Raw genomic sequence first — 14,302 nt, 5'->3', positions numbered from 1 at the left:
AATTATAAAATTGATTGTGAATAATATGCTATTAAGATTCAAAAGTAGCTGCATCAATCACGTATCGATAGCGAGCTTCTTTGTTCACTACTTTTTCCCAGGCATCATTAATTTGTTCAGCAGAAATCATTTGGATTTCAGGCCTGATGCCGTTATCGGCGCAATAGTGAACGACTTCCCGTGTTTCAGGCATTCCGCCAATCAGCGAAGCATTAAAATTAACCCGGGTAGCAGCTAATGCAATGTTACTGAGATTGATCTGAAAACCTTCGGGCATTCCCACATACGTGAAGTTACCGTATGGTTTTACGCAAGCCACATAAGGGGCCGCATTAAACTGGTAAGGAATGGTACAAATCATGTAATCCAGTTTCTTATTGTACGGACGCATATTTTTAAATGCTTCATCAACAACGATGACCTCTTTGGCTCCCCACGATTTAATATCTTCTACTTTGTCGGGAGACGTGGTGAAAGCATAAACTTCGGCACCCTTCGATACCGCCAGCTTCACGGCCATGTGGCCTAAACCACCAATCCCGGCAACACCGACTTTATCGCCAATTTTAAAATCCTCTTTCATCAACGGAGAATATGTGGTAATTCCCGCACACAAAAGTGGTGCAGCTTCCTGGAGGCTGATATGCTCCGGAATGTGAACCGCAAAATGGTCTCTGACGACAATGTTGGTAGAGTAACCGCCCTGGGTAATTCCGTTAGGCGATTTCTTATCGGGATAACCGTAGGTAAACAGTGTTTGGCCATTTTCGCAATAGTGTTCTTCTCCGTGCTGGCAGCTGTCGCATTCCATGCAGCTATCGACCATACAGCCCACACCGGCACGGTCGCCTACTTTAAATTTGGTGACGTTTTTACCAACGGCAGTAACAATGCCGGCAATCTCGTGTCCGGGAACCTGCGGGTATTTTTGCGGACCCCAGTGTCCTTTCATTTGGTGAATATCGGAATGACAGATACTGGCGTACTTGATATCAATCTGGATATCATTGTCGCCAACAGGTCGGCGCTCAAATTCCCAGGGTTGGAGTTTCCCTGATGTGTCGACCGCCGCATATCCCTTCGATTTGATATTCGAACCGGTATTTTCATTGCTGTTTTGCCCGAATACATTCATCGGGTTGCTGAACAGTACGCTGGCTCCGGCGCCGGCCATAGCCGTTTGCTGAATGAACCTTCTTCTCGATGGTTGTTTGGTATTTTCTTTCATGGTGTTTCTTGCTTTAAGTTTTTACTATTAGGAATTTTGGTTTATTGATGGGGGAATGGTACCCCCGTTAATTGCTCGCAGACAGACAATAACTTATCCTGAATTTCTGTATTCTTCGCCTGCGGGTGACAATTCATTTCCTTTTGGTGATGCAGGTAGCGGCCACTGATGGTTGCTTCTTTGTCTTCTCCGACGGCCAGCCAAATCTGGGTAAGGAATCCCTTTTCCAGGTCATCCGGTGCACTTCGGCCACCCATCTTGGTGGGAACCCATCCCGGATCAACCGCATTGGAAGATACTTCCGGCCATTTCCGGGCTACGGCAAATGCCAGAACGAGATCATGCAACTTGGTATCCGAATAGCTTGGAAAATTTTTGCCTTCGAGAATAGACTCCAACCGGTCCTCACTCGCTTCACCCTGCCGATGCATGCTCGAACTGAGGTAAATCAATCGTTCAGGCCGCTTGATCATCGCTGTCAGGATGTAAGGAGCAATGGTGTTGACAGCAAAAATCAGTGGTAATCCATCTTTGTTTTTCGTGCTGCCTGATGAATTCATGCTACCCGCATTGTGTATAATGGCATGGAAAGGGCCGGACTCATTCACTTGTTCCGCCAGCCGTTTGGTTTCTTCCATACTCGACAAGTCACCGATGAGAACGTTTTCAGCACCAGGAACGTCGTTCATCGCGGATTTTGCCCGTTCCTCGTTCCGGGCATGAAGAACAACCTGGTGGCCCTTTGAGACCAGTGCTTTGGCAGCTAAAAGTCCAAGTCCATCGGATGAGCCTGTTATGAATATTCTTGCCATGCTAGTTCAATTTTATGAGACACCATTTGGTTTGTTCTGCTCCTTTATACTTAGTCGATGTTTGCGTACTCTTCGTCTGTCACCGGACCTTTCCATTCAACCATGCCTTTTTCGGTATTCGGCAAAATGTAGATGTGTGACATGCTACTGTCTTTGGAAGCACCGTGCCAGTGTAAAACGTCGGGTGGACATTTCACTACGTCGCCTTTCCGGATGATCTCGATGGGCTGTCCCTTAATCTGGTGATAACCCACTCCCGAGGTGACAATCAGAATCTGACCACTTGGGTGCAGATGCCAGTTACTTCTGGCGCCGGCTTCAAAGAACACGCTTCCGGCAGCTGTCGTAAAAACAGAGTCGTTAGCTACCAATCCGGTCACCCACGCTTTTCCTGTAAAGAATTTGGCGGGTGCCAATCTTCCTTCCGGGAAAATACCGTCACTTTTTGCTGTCGGTTCCTGTCCCGCACAAACCATGCTGGACATGACGAAGAGCATAACGCTCGCAACGAATAATACTTTCTTGCTGATTGTTTTCATATGTCAACTGTTTTAGTGATTAGTTTGTCTGTCAGTCTTTACTTGCTTTTGTCTTGATAATGCCTTTCGGGCTTTCGCTGTTCGCCAGCTATTCTCCGAGATTTTTCATCACCTTGGCGGGAATGCCACCTACCACCGAATTTTCACCAACCGTCACGCCGGGAAGAATGGTTACTCTGGCTCCTAACCACGCATTGCGCTTAATACGCACCGGTTGCACCGAAAGCGCTTTCCTTTGCGATGGTTTCAACGGATGGTATTCCGTCAGCAGGCTTACGTTGGGGCCTATCAGTACATCGTCTTCGATGGTAATACCTCCCATATCCAGACAAGTACAGGAGAAGTTGATAAATACGTTTTTCCCAATACGGGTAAACTTCCCGATGTTGACGTGAAAAGGAGGAAATACGGTGGTACTCTCATCGATTTTCGTCCCCGTAATTTCACTCAACAACCTGCGTATGTGGTCCACGTCGGCAGAAGCATTAAGTTCTGCTACTAGTTTTCTTGTGTGTGCACCTGCGTCGGCTATCTGTTTATGTTGAGGGTCGGTATACGGAACTGACTCACCCGACTGAAGTCTCTCAAAAATGTCTCTGTTGGCCTGATTCATACACCTCCTGTTTTTTGTTGATCGAAAATCCTACTTTCCCGCTGTATGGTTATTTGAAAATGCGTTAGCAAGAACAAAAGCGGATAATAGATAGTCAATCCAATGAATAAGAATTTCAAACCATGGTATCCCGTGTGTACCATTGAGGAAGCATCACCGGCAGCTTTATTCTTGCTCAAAAAAAAACTGCCGGTGAGGTATAGGGGGTATTTTCTACTTAAACAATCGTTGGGCAAAAATGGATAAATAATCGCGCCAGTTATTCCAGGTATGTCCGCCTTTGGATTCCACATATTCATATTTCATGCCTATGCTATCCATCTTTTCCCTGAAATTCTTATTTCCATTGTAAATCATGGGCATATCGTCAACACCCATACCCATCCAGTATAGTTTGTATCCATTCTCCATCTGCTTTTTTAGCTTTGCATCCTGGTTTTCGTATACCGGTGACGGATTGTTGTTCATCGGCCGAACACCCAATGCTGATGAAAACAAGCCCACATAGTCGAAGGTATTCGGATAGTACAATGAAATGTTCGCTGTATGAAAACCTCCCATAGATAAACCGGCAATGGCTCGGCTCTCTTTTGTTGCCGGGGTGCGGTAATTGCTTTCGATGAATTTCATCACGTCGATAAACGTTTCTTCAAACTTCCCGTCCATGGTATGCGGAAGCATAAACGTCGGCTTCACGAATCCCTGAATGCCTTCACCGGGTGCGGCCTCCTGCGAAACATTGCCATTGGTCATCACCACAATCATAGGTGTAGCCTTTCCCTGGGCAATCAGGTTATCCATAATCTGAGATTCTCTTCCTGAACCCAACCAGGCTTCTTCGTCACCGCCAACTCCGTGAAGCAGGTACAACACAGGATATTTCGCTGTACTGTTTTCATAACCCGGAGGTGTGTAAACCGCCATTCTGCGCATTTTACTATTCCCGGGGGAATTGTACCACCGGTAAGCAACCGTACCGTGAGGAACGTCGTTCACTTTGTAGAGATCAGCCTTGCCGCCACCGATGAGAAAAACATTCGACAGGTTGCCGACGTCACGAATGGCATGAGCATTTGCCGGGTCAACGGTTCGCACCCCATCTACCGTAAAATGGTACCGGTAGAATTCGGACGGCAGAACCGGAGTTGTGAAGGTCCAGACTCCACTGTCTCCTTTTTGCATCTCATAAGTGATGTTTGCAAAGGCATTCTTCCCATTCAGACTGCCGGAAACGCTTACTTCCTGTGCTTTAGGTGCCATAATTCGGAAAGTGACCGTGTGGTCTGCATTTATTTCCGGAGAAACAATCGGATTAGAATGAAATAGATCCTGCTGTCCATAAGACAAACAGGAAACGAATGCGAAAAGTAAGGTGAAGAGAAGTTGTTTCATGATTAGTTGGTATTAGTTGATTTGTAAGTATTGTATTTCTCAGATATCATAAACTTCACTTTTATCAGATTGACAATGCAAAGTTCCTGATAATTGATTAGGCGGTTGTTATACGCATTACTGATTTAATTACCCATATTACGGAATCGATATGCAGAGGGTTATTTAATCCTGCGTATTTCTGTATAAGATGCTCTTTTAAAGATTTTAAGCCTTATATGCATGGACCCTGTAAAGTTGGTTTGGTTTAATTTCAGCTGCTTACCTGAATTACTTAAATAAACGCCCTGATTCCGAAATCGCAGCACTATTCCGGGACAAAAAACTCCGGGGAATGAAGCGTTCAGATTATCTCAACGCACCTTTCCCCGGAGTTTGCTTTATGATGTGGTTTTTTAAGCCGGGTTTACCGGTCAATCAGCTTTTGAGCGCCTTCGGAGTATCGACCTCCCTGTGTTTTGATTTTGGAAGCTTCGTCCTGGATTTCTTTTAGTTCTTCTGCCGTGAATTCAATGGAGGCGGCTCCAATGTTTTCTTCCAGACGATGCAATTTGGTCGTACCCGGAATGGGGACAATCCATGGCTTTTGAGCCAGCAACCATGCCAATGCAATTTGTGCCGGAGTGGCGTTTTTCTTTTCAGCAATTTGACGAATAAAGTCAACGAATGCCAGATTCGCCTTGATATTCTCCGGTGACAAACGGGGAACTGAGCTGCGGAAGTCTTTCTCGCCGAACGTGGTGTTTTCGTCAATCTTTCCGGTAAGAAAACCTTTTCCGAGCGGACTGTAAGGGACTAATCCAATGCCCAGCTCTTCCAGCGTGGGAATGATTTCTTCTTCGGGCTCTCTCCACCAAAGAGAGTATTCGCTTTGCAGGGCCGTCACCGGTTGCACGGCGTGAGCCCGGCGGATGTTTTTGACACTGGCTTCGGACAAACCAAAGTGTTTTACTTTTCCTTCCTTGATGAGGTCACCCACCGTACCGGCCACATCTTCCATCGGGACGTTTGGATCGACCCGATGCTGGTAGAACAAATCGATCGCTTCTACTTTCAGGCGTTTCAGCGACGCCTCTGCCACCTTACGGATGTTCTCCGGACGGCTGTTGAGGGGCGGTAAATCTTTGGCTCCCTCCGAGCTGTTTTGTGGCGTAATATTGAAGCCAAATTTGGTGGCAATGGCCACCTTGCCCTTAAAGGGTTCCAATGCTTTTCCCACCAGCTCCTCATTGATAAAAGGTCCGTAGACTTCGGCGGTATCGAAGAAGGTTACTCCTTTATCAACCGCAGTATGTATTAGTTTTATCATTTCCTGCTCATCAGCAACGGTACCATATCCAAAGCTCATACCCATGCAGCCCAGACCGATGGCGGAAACTTCGAGGTTACTGTTTCCTAGTTTTCGTTTCTGAATTTCTGTTGTCATATTCTGATGTTTTTAGCTTACTGTTACAAAGGTTGCTACTGTTCGGCAGAAGAACTAACAGATTTCAAACCACTAATTACGAAAATCAAACATTCCTGAATTTTGTGGGCGTCATTTCCGTGTGTTTTTTAAAGAAGTTGTTGAAATGAGTCACTTCCGAAAAACCGAGCGCGTAGGCTATTTCTGAGATATTCCAGCTACTGTGTTTTAGCATTACTTTGGATTCCTGTAATATGCGGTCGGAGATAAGCTGGGTAGTTGTTTTATGCGCGGTGTTTTTTATCGCCCGATTCAGGTGATTGACATGCACATTTAATTGAGTGGCAAAGTCGGATGCGGAGCGAAGGTTGATTTTGGGATGAGAATCATCGATGGGAAACTGACGCTCCAGAAGTTCCATAAACAAGGTTGAAATTCGTTGATTGGCATCAATTTGTTGTTTTACCAGATTGGAGTTGGGCCGCATCTTCATGGCGAAATGGAGCAGCTCAAATACCAAGTTCCGCAACACATCGTACTTGTGAATGTAATCAGAGTTGATTTCCTCGAACATTCGCTCGTAGACACTTTGAACCTTCTCTACCTGTTCGTCCGACAGATCGAATACATGCAAGCCGCTGGGTTGGTAAACTTCGTACTGTTCCAGGTTACCATATTGCCGGAAAAAGTGCTGGTTGAAGATGCAGTAATAGCCGCTGTGCACCGATTCGGAATGTTCCCACTTATACGGAATCTGCGGGTTGGAGAAGACCAGTGCCTGTTTTCCGATTTTTAAAACCCGGTCGGCGTAGTGTATGGTACTCTCCCCGATAATCAAGGTAACCTTGTAATAGTCGCGCCTCCGGTAAGGAACAGGGCGAGGGGGTTTTACGGTAAAAGGTTCCACCCTGAAGACATTGAAATGTCCCAGATCGTTGTGAATATTATCGGGTATCCAGTCGAATTTCCGTTGGTAAAATTCTTCTAATTTTTCTGCATCTTCCATCTTGAAATCCATTTTATCAGTTAAGTTAATCTTTATTGATGAAGGACATTTCCGATGCAACATATTTCTTATTGAACGAATAAACCAGGCTTACGTTCCATAAAAAGTCCTCTCCTGCAATTTGGCTATCGATTTTTTTGTTGATGATGGCAGCAATGGAAAACGGAGAATCCTTTTTGGTCAGAGAAAAAGCTGATGTGGCATAAAGGCCATCGCGTTGGTCTAGCCTGAGGTAGTAGACCTGTGGGGTAATACCAAACGCTACATCTTCAGATAGTTTGATGTTTGAAAAACTTCCCACCATGGAAATATAGTGCGTGTTTCGCGCCACATCTTTTTCGAGGCTACGCGAATAGAGGTAATAGGGACCAACACTGATATTTCTGGTAAGAAAAAAAGTGGGGGCAAGGTCGGTTGCGAGGTACCGGTAAGTTCTGATGATTTCACTGGGGCTACCGTTCGTTTCTGCTGTTACGGTTTTGAAAAGCAAGGCCGGGTGAGCTCCTGCTCTGAATCGAAATTTATCATTCTCAAAGAACTTGTAGCGCCACCAGAATATCAGGGACCACGGTTTTCCCTCCATCGATATGCGTATAATGGGTTCGAAGCGCAAATTGCCTTTGCCTACCCACAGGTCCAGTTCGGCAGCTGGTTTTCCCAGTGTAAACGAGGGAACCGTGGAGATTCCTTTATTCGTAATGGAAATAGCGCCGGAAAAATGATTGAAAATGTCCGTACTGTCGGAGCTCTGAGCAAATGTGAAACAGGTAGTCAATAAAAATAATGCTGCTAATAACGGTTTCCCTAAATAGTTGGTACTTCTTTTCATTCGTTCAATTAGTTAGGTTTCGTGTAAACAAAAATATGGGATAGGTGGAATTGCTCATAACAAAATTCAAACGAATAGTTACGAAAATCAAACAATTGCTTGTTGTCGTTCCAATGTCATAAGGTTTCGGGAAGGAGGGATGTGTTGTCTTTGTTGCCACCTCCTGCCATATGACATTTTATTTTGGCCAGTTCTGGTCTCTTTTTATTGTCAATTACATGGTTAAACGTATTGGTATGCCCCAATTGAAAAAGTCAGAGTCAATTAAAACAAAATCCCTTAATGATGTTCTGAGGTTCATATTTTATGAGCTATCCTACATATTCGGGTGCAGGCGTTTTCAAATAATTATCTGAATATATCTTATGGCCTTTTCTATAGAAATATATTGAAACCGGCAATAACATCAGAATCATGACAATACTTGGAAACGTCAGGAAATATAAGTCCATATGATTGGAGGTTGGCTTGAAAAAACTCGCATATAACAAAGCGATCAATGAATGCATAATAATTGCCGGAATTACTGAGTTGGTTCGAATTCTCAAATAAGCCATGATGATACTAAATTCAAAACAGCTTATTACAAAGATTGAATACTGGATATAAAAGTGATGCTCAAATTTTGCGAAATGGGTTGGTAAATGCCAAATTGACCAAATTACGCTTGTAATAATTATCAATTGACTCCACGATAGTTTATACTGAATGATTTTACTGGTTAGATATCCTCTCCAACCAATTTCCTCGAATCCTCCAAGCATAATAGTAAACAGGACGGAATAAATCAGCAAGCTAACCAGAAATGACATGTTGAATACTGGTGGCTGAATAAGATGAAATCTAAACTGAACAATGAAATCTATGGCAATGACAAAAATGATTGCCACAATGGGCAGAAATAAAGGTTTAAGTTCAAATTTGTTGAAGGCTAGCATTTTGAAGGAATCCTTCTTGATCAACAAAATAAATATCACTGAAATTAATATGGGCGAAATTTCTCCAACGTTTTTCAAATTGAAAATATCCATTTGGAAATATCTCAATCCGGTTGTCAGAATCATAAAAGCTAAGAACAAAAAATAAATTTTAACTATCTTCCTCATCATACGTCTTACACTATTTATTTTGCGGTAGCAGTATCTTTTATGCACATGTACCAGCGTTTTTTAAATAAGGTGTTGTCACGCCTAAGCCAATCAAACAGCACCATTCCGTTGCAAAAGCCCCTAAAGTAGCAAATTGCTTAAGACTGTCAAAAATGAGGTAAGGAATGCAAAACAAACAGGACTATCACTGTATATGTAAGTAGCTTTTTCATTTTGTGTGCTATAATGGTCACTTGTATGCGGTCGCGCGGCCCCGAAACTTCGGGGTCCAATAGAAATCCTGCCATATGACAATTCCTAAGTTTGCGTTTTTATTCAGTTTTTGTTCTTTCTATAATTAATGATGAAAAGTATTTAACACCAACTTTAATGGTTTCTTCATCAACTGCAAAATCAGGAGAGTGTGGCATTGATATTAAGCCTTTTTCATAATCTGAACCACCTAGCAAAAAATAGACTCCAGGAACATGTTGTTGAAAATAAGCAAAATCATCATTGAAAAGCGGAATTTGTCCATAATCAGGAAAAATGCTTTGGTCTCCATAAATCTCACTAATAGTTTTAATTGCGCTCTCTGTAAGTTCCTTGTTATTCACCACAGTTGGCCTTTCAGACACATAATTGATTGAAATCAATTTGTCTTTGTATTTTGATACGGAAACATGTTTTTTGATTTTGTTTAGGATGTTTTTCAAATTAGCTTTATCGGTTTCAAATAAAGTTGATTCAAATAATATTTTATCGTATTGTTCTATTATATTCAACTTATCATACATAAATAAATAGTCCTGATAAGAAGTTTCTGGACTTCCCAATCCCTTTTCTGGATGCAGCAGATTCTGAAGTTCCCATGGTTTGCTTTCAGATTTTACACGAAATAAATCTTGGGCTATAATCTTTGTCAGATGTTTAATACTATCAATTGGTATATCTTTCTTAAAAGTCAGTCTAATTCTCCGATTATAGGCAAACATCTCTTCGGGTTTCGTTGAAATAATACCTGTTGGCATTGGAAATACATGAATACCATATATTTCATCTGGATTGATTTTATTAAGAAAACCATCATCAATCATTGCTTTCGCTCCTTCGAAATTTTCTTCAGACGGTTGGAATATAAAATATACCGTCCCTTTGAGTTTGTCCTTATAATGAGATAATACATTGGCAATTCCTAATCCAATTGTTGTGTGAACATCATGCCCACAAATATGTCTTACACCAGTGTTTTTAGATGCAAACTCAACTTTGTCAGGTAAATCTGATTGTATTGCGTCAATATCAGCACGCCAAGCTATGTGTTTGCCTTTTTTATCCCCTTCTAATATTCCAATAACACCATATCCACCAATATTTGTTTTAACCTTTAATCCTAGAGCAAGTAGATAGTTTTCAATTTTTTTTGAAGTATTCCGTTCTCGCCCCGAAACTTCAGGATACATATGAAAGTCTCTGCGGATTTCGACTAGACTATCAAATATTTCGTCAGTATGTTTCTTTATTAAGTCATGAATTGATGCTTCGGTTTTACTACTTTGACCTAATGCCAGACATCCATAAATCAATCCAATTGTAAGGATAAGTCCTTTTTTCATCACGTTCATTTTATCGTTTAGGGGTTGTTTAATGACAGCTAAGTACGTGTATATTGCACGTAGGTTAAATGTTTTTATATATGCACTGGTTTTCAATCGTCTGGCAATCTATGTTTTACCAGTTGAGAGTGCATCCGGTGGAGTTTTTATTTTTGCAAGAGAAGATTGGCTTACGTGAGGGGAAATCTCTGTTGTTTTACTCCATTTAAGTCTCAATATACTTCGGTCAGTTTTCATTTTGTTGGTTCGTTAAGGCACTTCAAGGTAATAAAAAACTTCCTGAATTTGCTTGAAGTGTTTTCCGGCATTCCTTTCTTAGCCAACCAGGTCGATGGTTTCAAAATCCAGGTGGTGGGTAATTTCGCGCAACAGGAGAATCATGGCAAAATCTTTCCGGGTTACGGAAATACGTTGTATTGAGGACGGTCGCCCCGTGATGATGGATGCATATTGGCTGAAAAGATTTTCCACTTCCCCGCGGGAATACGAGCTTTGGGTAAGACCGTTCTTGCGGAACACTTCAGCCAGGTGTTCATCGGAAGAAACCAGTATCTCATTCCTGTTCAATAGATCTTTGGTGCTCATCAACTCATCCTCGATGTAATTAATGGCATACTCGGTTTCGGCCTCGGTAGGAATGTCTTGCCCGAAAAACTTGTTGGCAATGGTTTGGTATCCCGCTTCCAGGGTGATTTCTTTCTGTAACGAATGATTCACCAGGAACTGAAAACGAAGCACTTCCTTTTCGATACTCAACAGGCGAACCGTCCCCGAATAGTTCTCTGTCATCTTCTGAATTTGTCCCTGGTCTTTCATGATAATATCTGTTGGTGTAAGATTGAGAAGAGCGATGATTTTTCTTCCTCTCAGATAGCTTCATACAACAATTCTGTCTGCCATCCCCGGAAACCGGATCAGGCAAACAGAATTGATCAAGTACTTGCTGAATAGGATTACTTCAGCGCAGCCTTCACGGTATCAGCCAGTGGAGTGGTCGGCCGTCCGATTAGTTGGGAAAGCTGACGGGAGTCGTCGAACAAATCACCTTTCGATGCGCTTGTATCCCAGCTGGCAATAGCACCTGCAAAAGCTTCCGGTAAGCCCACTTGCTTCAGGATATTAGCATATTCTGCTTCCGGCAGATTGTTGTAAGGAAGGTCCTTTCCGCTTTGTTTCGAAATCTCAGCTGCGAGGTCGGTTAACGTGTACGCTTTGTCACCGGCCAGTTCGTATACTTTCCCCTTGTGACGCTCGTCGGTAACGGCAACTGCTGCAGCCTCGGCATAGTCAGCACGGGTGGCAGAGGCAATTTTACCATTGCCGGCACTACCGACAAACGCTCCGGCCCCCAGCGCTCCTTCGATGGAAGCGGTGTAGTTTTCGGTATACCATCCGTTACGAAGAACCGTATGTGCGATACCTGATTCCTTCAGCGCTTTCTCGGTGGCGATGTGCTCTCCCGCCAGGCTCAGCGACGAAGTATCGGCGTGAAGCAGGCTGGTATAAACAATCCATTGTACGCCGGCTTTCTTGGCCGCCTCAATCACATTGGCATGTTGCCGGGCCCGTTGCCCGATTTCGCTACCTGAAATCAACACCAGCCGATCGATACCGTTCAATGCATCACTCAAACCTTCCGGTTGGTTGTAGTCGAACGCACGGGCTTCAATGCCCAGCTTGGCTGCCTTTTCGGGGTTGCGCACCAAAGCTACCAGGTTCTCACTTGCTACTCTTTTCTTCAATTGTTCAACAACCAGGCTTCCTAGCTGGCCTGTTGCTCCTGTTACTGCTATTTTCATTTTCTGATACGTTTTAATGTTACTATTACTTATGTTCCTCTTACCCGATTTTAACCGAGGTCATCGATAACGAACCGCCAAGGGGTTCATCGTTAAAGAGGGTGATATCGTCTTTCTTGTCCTGAAGTGCCAGCGCATAGAGCAATGGCAGGAAATGCTCCGGTGTCGGAATCGACAGGTTGAAGGCGGTACCCTGTTTCGAAAAGTCCATCAACGCGGCGTGGTTCCCGTCCAGAATCCATTGTTTCATTTTCTCGTTTGCCTCATGAGCCCAGTCGTAGCTGTAGTTCTCGTTCAGCTTGTCCCAACGGACCATCCGGAGATTGTGCACGATGTTACCGCTTCCGACAATCAGGATACCCTTTTGTCGCAGTTGAGCCAACTCTTTGGCCAGTGCGTAATGTTCCTGCGGATTCTTGTAACAATCGAGGCTAATTTGTATCACCGGAATGTCGGCCCTGGGATACATGTGCCGGATGACCGACCACGCGCCATGATCGAGTCCCCATTTGTCGTCGAGATGGACCTCGGTGGTATGGGCCAGCCCTTTTACTTCCTCTGCCAGTTGCGGCATGCCCGGTGCCGGATACTGTACCTCGTAGAGCTCTTTCGGGAAGCCTCCGAAATCGTGAATCGTAGGCGGATGTTCCATGGCGGTTACCCGGGTTCCCTGTGTTTCCCAATGAGCCGAAACAACCACAATGGCCTTGGGCGTTTCGATCCCGGTCGACACTTTTCGAAATCCTTTTACAAATTCGTTTTCCTCAATCGCATTCATCGGGCTGCCGTGCCCCACGAAAAGAACGGGCATTTTAGGCGTGTTCTCCAACGAATCGGTGATGTTATGTAGAGCATTTAATTTCATTGCTGTAAATGTTATTGGCATTGCTGCCAAAAGTCGTTTCACAAATGCCTTCCTGTTCATATTCTCTTTACGGTTTGACCAACGATGACGTTATCTAAAAAATGTTATCGTTCGATGGTCAATCATCAGGTACAAAGGTACGGTGGGCACAGGCCTCGTACACTTGATCTATGATAAGAAATGAACTTGATGTGGGTTAGGAGAAAGAAGTGAGGACCTCGTTTTCTGTCGGCCTACTTCTTCTTTCGGATACGGCTCAGACTCTCCGGGGTAATGCCCAGGTAGGAGGCAATATAGGTCAGCGGTACGCGCTGGAAGATGTCGGAATGTTCTTTCAGCATATCGTTGTACCGCTCAACAGCCGATTCCCACATGGTGGCGTTCAGTCGTTCCAGTGCATTGATGTAGGCTTTCTGAAACAGGATGCGGAAGTAGCGTTCCAGTTTGGGCACTTCGTGGTAAAGCTGTTCCAGCCGTTCGTGTGAGATGCGAAGCATCTGTGTATCTTCCATCGCCTCGATGTAGTATTTGGACGGACGTTGCGAAAAAAAACTCTCGAGGTCGCTAATCCAGCTGTTGTCCAGCCTGATTTGATAGATGTGTTCCACTCCCTTCGAGTCGACAAAATAGGACCGCAAACCACCTTTCGTGACGAAATAGACGTACCGACAAACCTCGCCGGGAACCAACAGATCCTTTTTCTTTTTCACTGAAGACTGCTCAAAAGCCGAAAGGATAATCGCTTCTTCCTGTTCGGTAATATCCACCCATTTGTTGAAGTAGTAAAGCAGTTTGTGATTGGTTGAAGCCTTCATGGACATTTGTTTGTCTTACAGATATCAAGTTAACAGTCAATGGTGATGATATGTTGCTAGAGCAGGTTAAGAAAAGACTCCGGAAATGAAACAAGTCTTTAACCTTAATATTTTTATCCCTGGTTCCTGTTGTTCGGCTCCGTGGGCAAGTCTGTTATGGAAATCATGCTCAGAACACTTTGGGACTCCGTTTCTCTCTCCATTTTCCTTTAACCATCCACCGTTTGATTATTGTTTAGGATTTCGTTCTTTTTATAAAAGACTTTATTGTCCTTTATGCCTGAAATGATACCTT

Annotated in this window: 14 protein-coding genes; all 14 read right to left on the bottom strand. The window is 43.8% G+C overall.

What is annotated here, in order from left to right; genetic code table 11:
• Positions 1 to 31: 31 nt before the first annotated feature.
• The 14 genes from AC060N_RS14060 to AC060N_RS13995 all read right to left on the bottom strand — a co-directional run bounded on the left by AC060N_RS14060 (position 32) and on the right by AC060N_RS13995 (position 14,007).
• The gene (locus tag AC060N_RS14060) at positions 32 to 1,228 is read right to left on the bottom strand and encodes an NAD(P)-dependent alcohol dehydrogenase (RefSeq protein WP_479524374.1); all 1,197 of its coding nucleotides are present in this window, start codon (positions 1,226 to 1,228) and stop codon (positions 32 to 34) included.
• A 41-nt stretch (positions 1,229 to 1,269) separates the two neighbouring features.
• Positions 1,270 to 2,040, bottom strand: a complete 771-nt coding sequence (locus tag AC060N_RS14055) for an SDR family NAD(P)-dependent oxidoreductase (protein WP_479524373.1) — start codon at positions 2,038 to 2,040, stop codon at positions 1,270 to 1,272.
• A 50-nt stretch (positions 2,041 to 2,090) separates the two neighbouring features.
• A complete protein-coding gene (locus tag AC060N_RS14050) occupies positions 2,091 to 2,579 on the bottom strand; it encodes a cupin domain-containing protein (protein ID WP_479524372.1) in 489 nt (162 codons plus the stop codon).
• A gap of 88 nt (positions 2,580 to 2,667) precedes the next feature.
• Positions 2,668 to 3,192 carry a DapH/DapD/GlmU-related protein gene (locus AC060N_RS14045; protein WP_479524371.1) on the bottom strand — a complete coding sequence of 175 codons (525 nt, stop codon included), beginning with the start codon at positions 3,190 to 3,192 and terminating at the stop codon, positions 2,668 to 2,670.
• 213 nt (positions 3,193 to 3,405) lie between these two features.
• On the bottom strand, positions 3,406 to 4,584 hold the full coding sequence (locus AC060N_RS14040) for an alpha/beta hydrolase-fold protein (protein ID WP_479524370.1): 1,179 nt from the start codon (positions 4,582 to 4,584) through the stop codon (positions 3,406 to 3,408).
• A gap of 406 nt (positions 4,585 to 4,990) precedes the next feature.
• Positions 4,991 to 6,010, bottom strand: coding sequence for an aldo/keto reductase (locus AC060N_RS14035; RefSeq protein WP_479524369.1), 1,020 nt, complete (start codon positions 6,008 to 6,010; stop codon positions 4,991 to 4,993).
• 85 nt (positions 6,011 to 6,095) lie between these two features.
• A complete protein-coding gene (locus AC060N_RS14030; protein WP_479524368.1) occupies positions 6,096 to 7,007 on the bottom strand; it encodes a helix-turn-helix domain-containing protein in 912 nt (303 codons plus the stop codon).
• A gap of 13 nt (positions 7,008 to 7,020) precedes the next feature.
• The gene (locus AC060N_RS14025) at positions 7,021 to 7,824 is read right to left on the bottom strand and encodes a hypothetical protein (RefSeq protein ID WP_479524367.1); all 804 of its coding nucleotides are present in this window, start codon (positions 7,822 to 7,824) and stop codon (positions 7,021 to 7,023) included.
• 311 nt (positions 7,825 to 8,135) lie between these two features.
• Complete coding sequence (locus AC060N_RS14020; RefSeq protein WP_479526997.1) at positions 8,136 to 8,636, bottom strand: CPBP family intramembrane glutamic endopeptidase; 501 nt, start codon at positions 8,634 to 8,636, stop codon at positions 8,136 to 8,138.
• 608 nt (positions 8,637 to 9,244) lie between these two features.
• Positions 9,245 to 10,528, bottom strand: a complete 1,284-nt coding sequence (locus AC060N_RS14015; protein ID WP_479524366.1) for a M20 metallopeptidase family protein — start codon at positions 10,526 to 10,528, stop codon at positions 9,245 to 9,247.
• 315 nt (positions 10,529 to 10,843) lie between these two features.
• Positions 10,844 to 11,344 carry a hypothetical protein gene (locus tag AC060N_RS14010; RefSeq protein WP_479524365.1) on the bottom strand — a complete coding sequence of 167 codons (501 nt, stop codon included), beginning with the start codon at positions 11,342 to 11,344 and terminating at the stop codon, positions 10,844 to 10,846.
• 137 nt (positions 11,345 to 11,481) lie between these two features.
• On the bottom strand, positions 11,482 to 12,327 hold the full coding sequence (locus tag AC060N_RS14005) for an SDR family oxidoreductase (RefSeq protein WP_479524364.1): 846 nt from the start codon (positions 12,325 to 12,327) through the stop codon (positions 11,482 to 11,484).
• A 40-nt stretch (positions 12,328 to 12,367) separates the two neighbouring features.
• On the bottom strand, positions 12,368 to 13,192 hold the full coding sequence (gene ygiD, locus AC060N_RS14000) for a 4,5-DOPA-extradiol-dioxygenase (protein WP_479524363.1): 825 nt from the start codon (positions 13,190 to 13,192) through the stop codon (positions 12,368 to 12,370).
• A 233-nt stretch (positions 13,193 to 13,425) separates the two neighbouring features.
• The gene (locus tag AC060N_RS13995) at positions 13,426 to 14,007 is read right to left on the bottom strand and encodes a Crp/Fnr family transcriptional regulator (protein ID WP_479524362.1); all 582 of its coding nucleotides are present in this window, start codon (positions 14,005 to 14,007) and stop codon (positions 13,426 to 13,428) included.
• Between the last annotated feature and the right edge of the window lie 295 nt (positions 14,008 to 14,302).

It is taken from the genome of Prolixibacter sp. DSM 2831 (assembly GCF_056493735.1).
The sequence above is the reverse complement of the archived record's forward strand: the minus strand, read 5'-3'. Positions and strand labels throughout refer to the sequence as shown.

Coding starts and splice junctions, on each gene's coding strand:
- AC060N_RS14060 (WP_479524374.1), bottom strand. CDS start 1,228: ATGAAAGAAAATACCAAACAACCATCGAGAAGAAGGTTCATTCAGCAA.
- AC060N_RS14055 (WP_479524373.1), bottom strand. CDS start 2,040: ATGGCAAGAATATTCATAACAGGCTCATCCGATGGACTTGGACTTTTA.
- AC060N_RS14050 (WP_479524372.1), bottom strand. CDS start 2,579: ATGAAAACAATCAGCAAGAAAGTATTATTCGTTGCGAGCGTTATGCTC.
- AC060N_RS14045 (WP_479524371.1), bottom strand. CDS start 3,192: ATGAATCAGGCCAACAGAGACATTTTTGAGAGACTTCAGTCGGGTGAG.
- AC060N_RS14040 (WP_479524370.1), bottom strand. CDS start 4,584: ATGAAACAACTTCTCTTCACCTTACTTTTCGCATTCGTTTCCTGTTTG.
- AC060N_RS14035 (WP_479524369.1), bottom strand. CDS start 6,010: ATGACAACAGAAATTCAGAAACGAAAACTAGGAAACAGTAACCTCGAA.
- AC060N_RS14030 (WP_479524368.1), bottom strand. CDS start 7,007: ATGGATTTCAAGATGGAAGATGCAGAAAAATTAGAAGAATTTTACCAA.
- AC060N_RS14025 (WP_479524367.1), bottom strand. CDS start 7,824: ATGAAAAGAAGTACCAACTATTTAGGGAAACCGTTATTAGCAGCATTA.
- AC060N_RS14020 (WP_479526997.1), bottom strand. CDS start 8,636: ATGTCATTTCTGGTTAGCTTGCTGATTTATTCCGTCCTGTTTACTATT.
- AC060N_RS14015 (WP_479524366.1), bottom strand. CDS start 10,528: ATGAAAAAAGGACTTATCCTTACAATTGGATTGATTTATGGATGTCTG.
- AC060N_RS14010 (WP_479524365.1), bottom strand. CDS start 11,344: ATGAAAGACCAGGGACAAATTCAGAAGATGACAGAGAACTATTCGGGG.
- AC060N_RS14005 (WP_479524364.1), bottom strand. CDS start 12,327: ATGAAAATAGCAGTAACAGGAGCAACAGGCCAGCTAGGAAGCCTGGTT.
- ygiD (WP_479524363.1), bottom strand. CDS start 13,192: ATGAAATTAAATGCTCTACATAACATCACCGATTCGTTGGAGAACACG.
- AC060N_RS13995 (WP_479524362.1), bottom strand. CDS start 14,007: ATGAAGGCTTCAACCAATCACAAACTGCTTTACTACTTCAACAAATGG.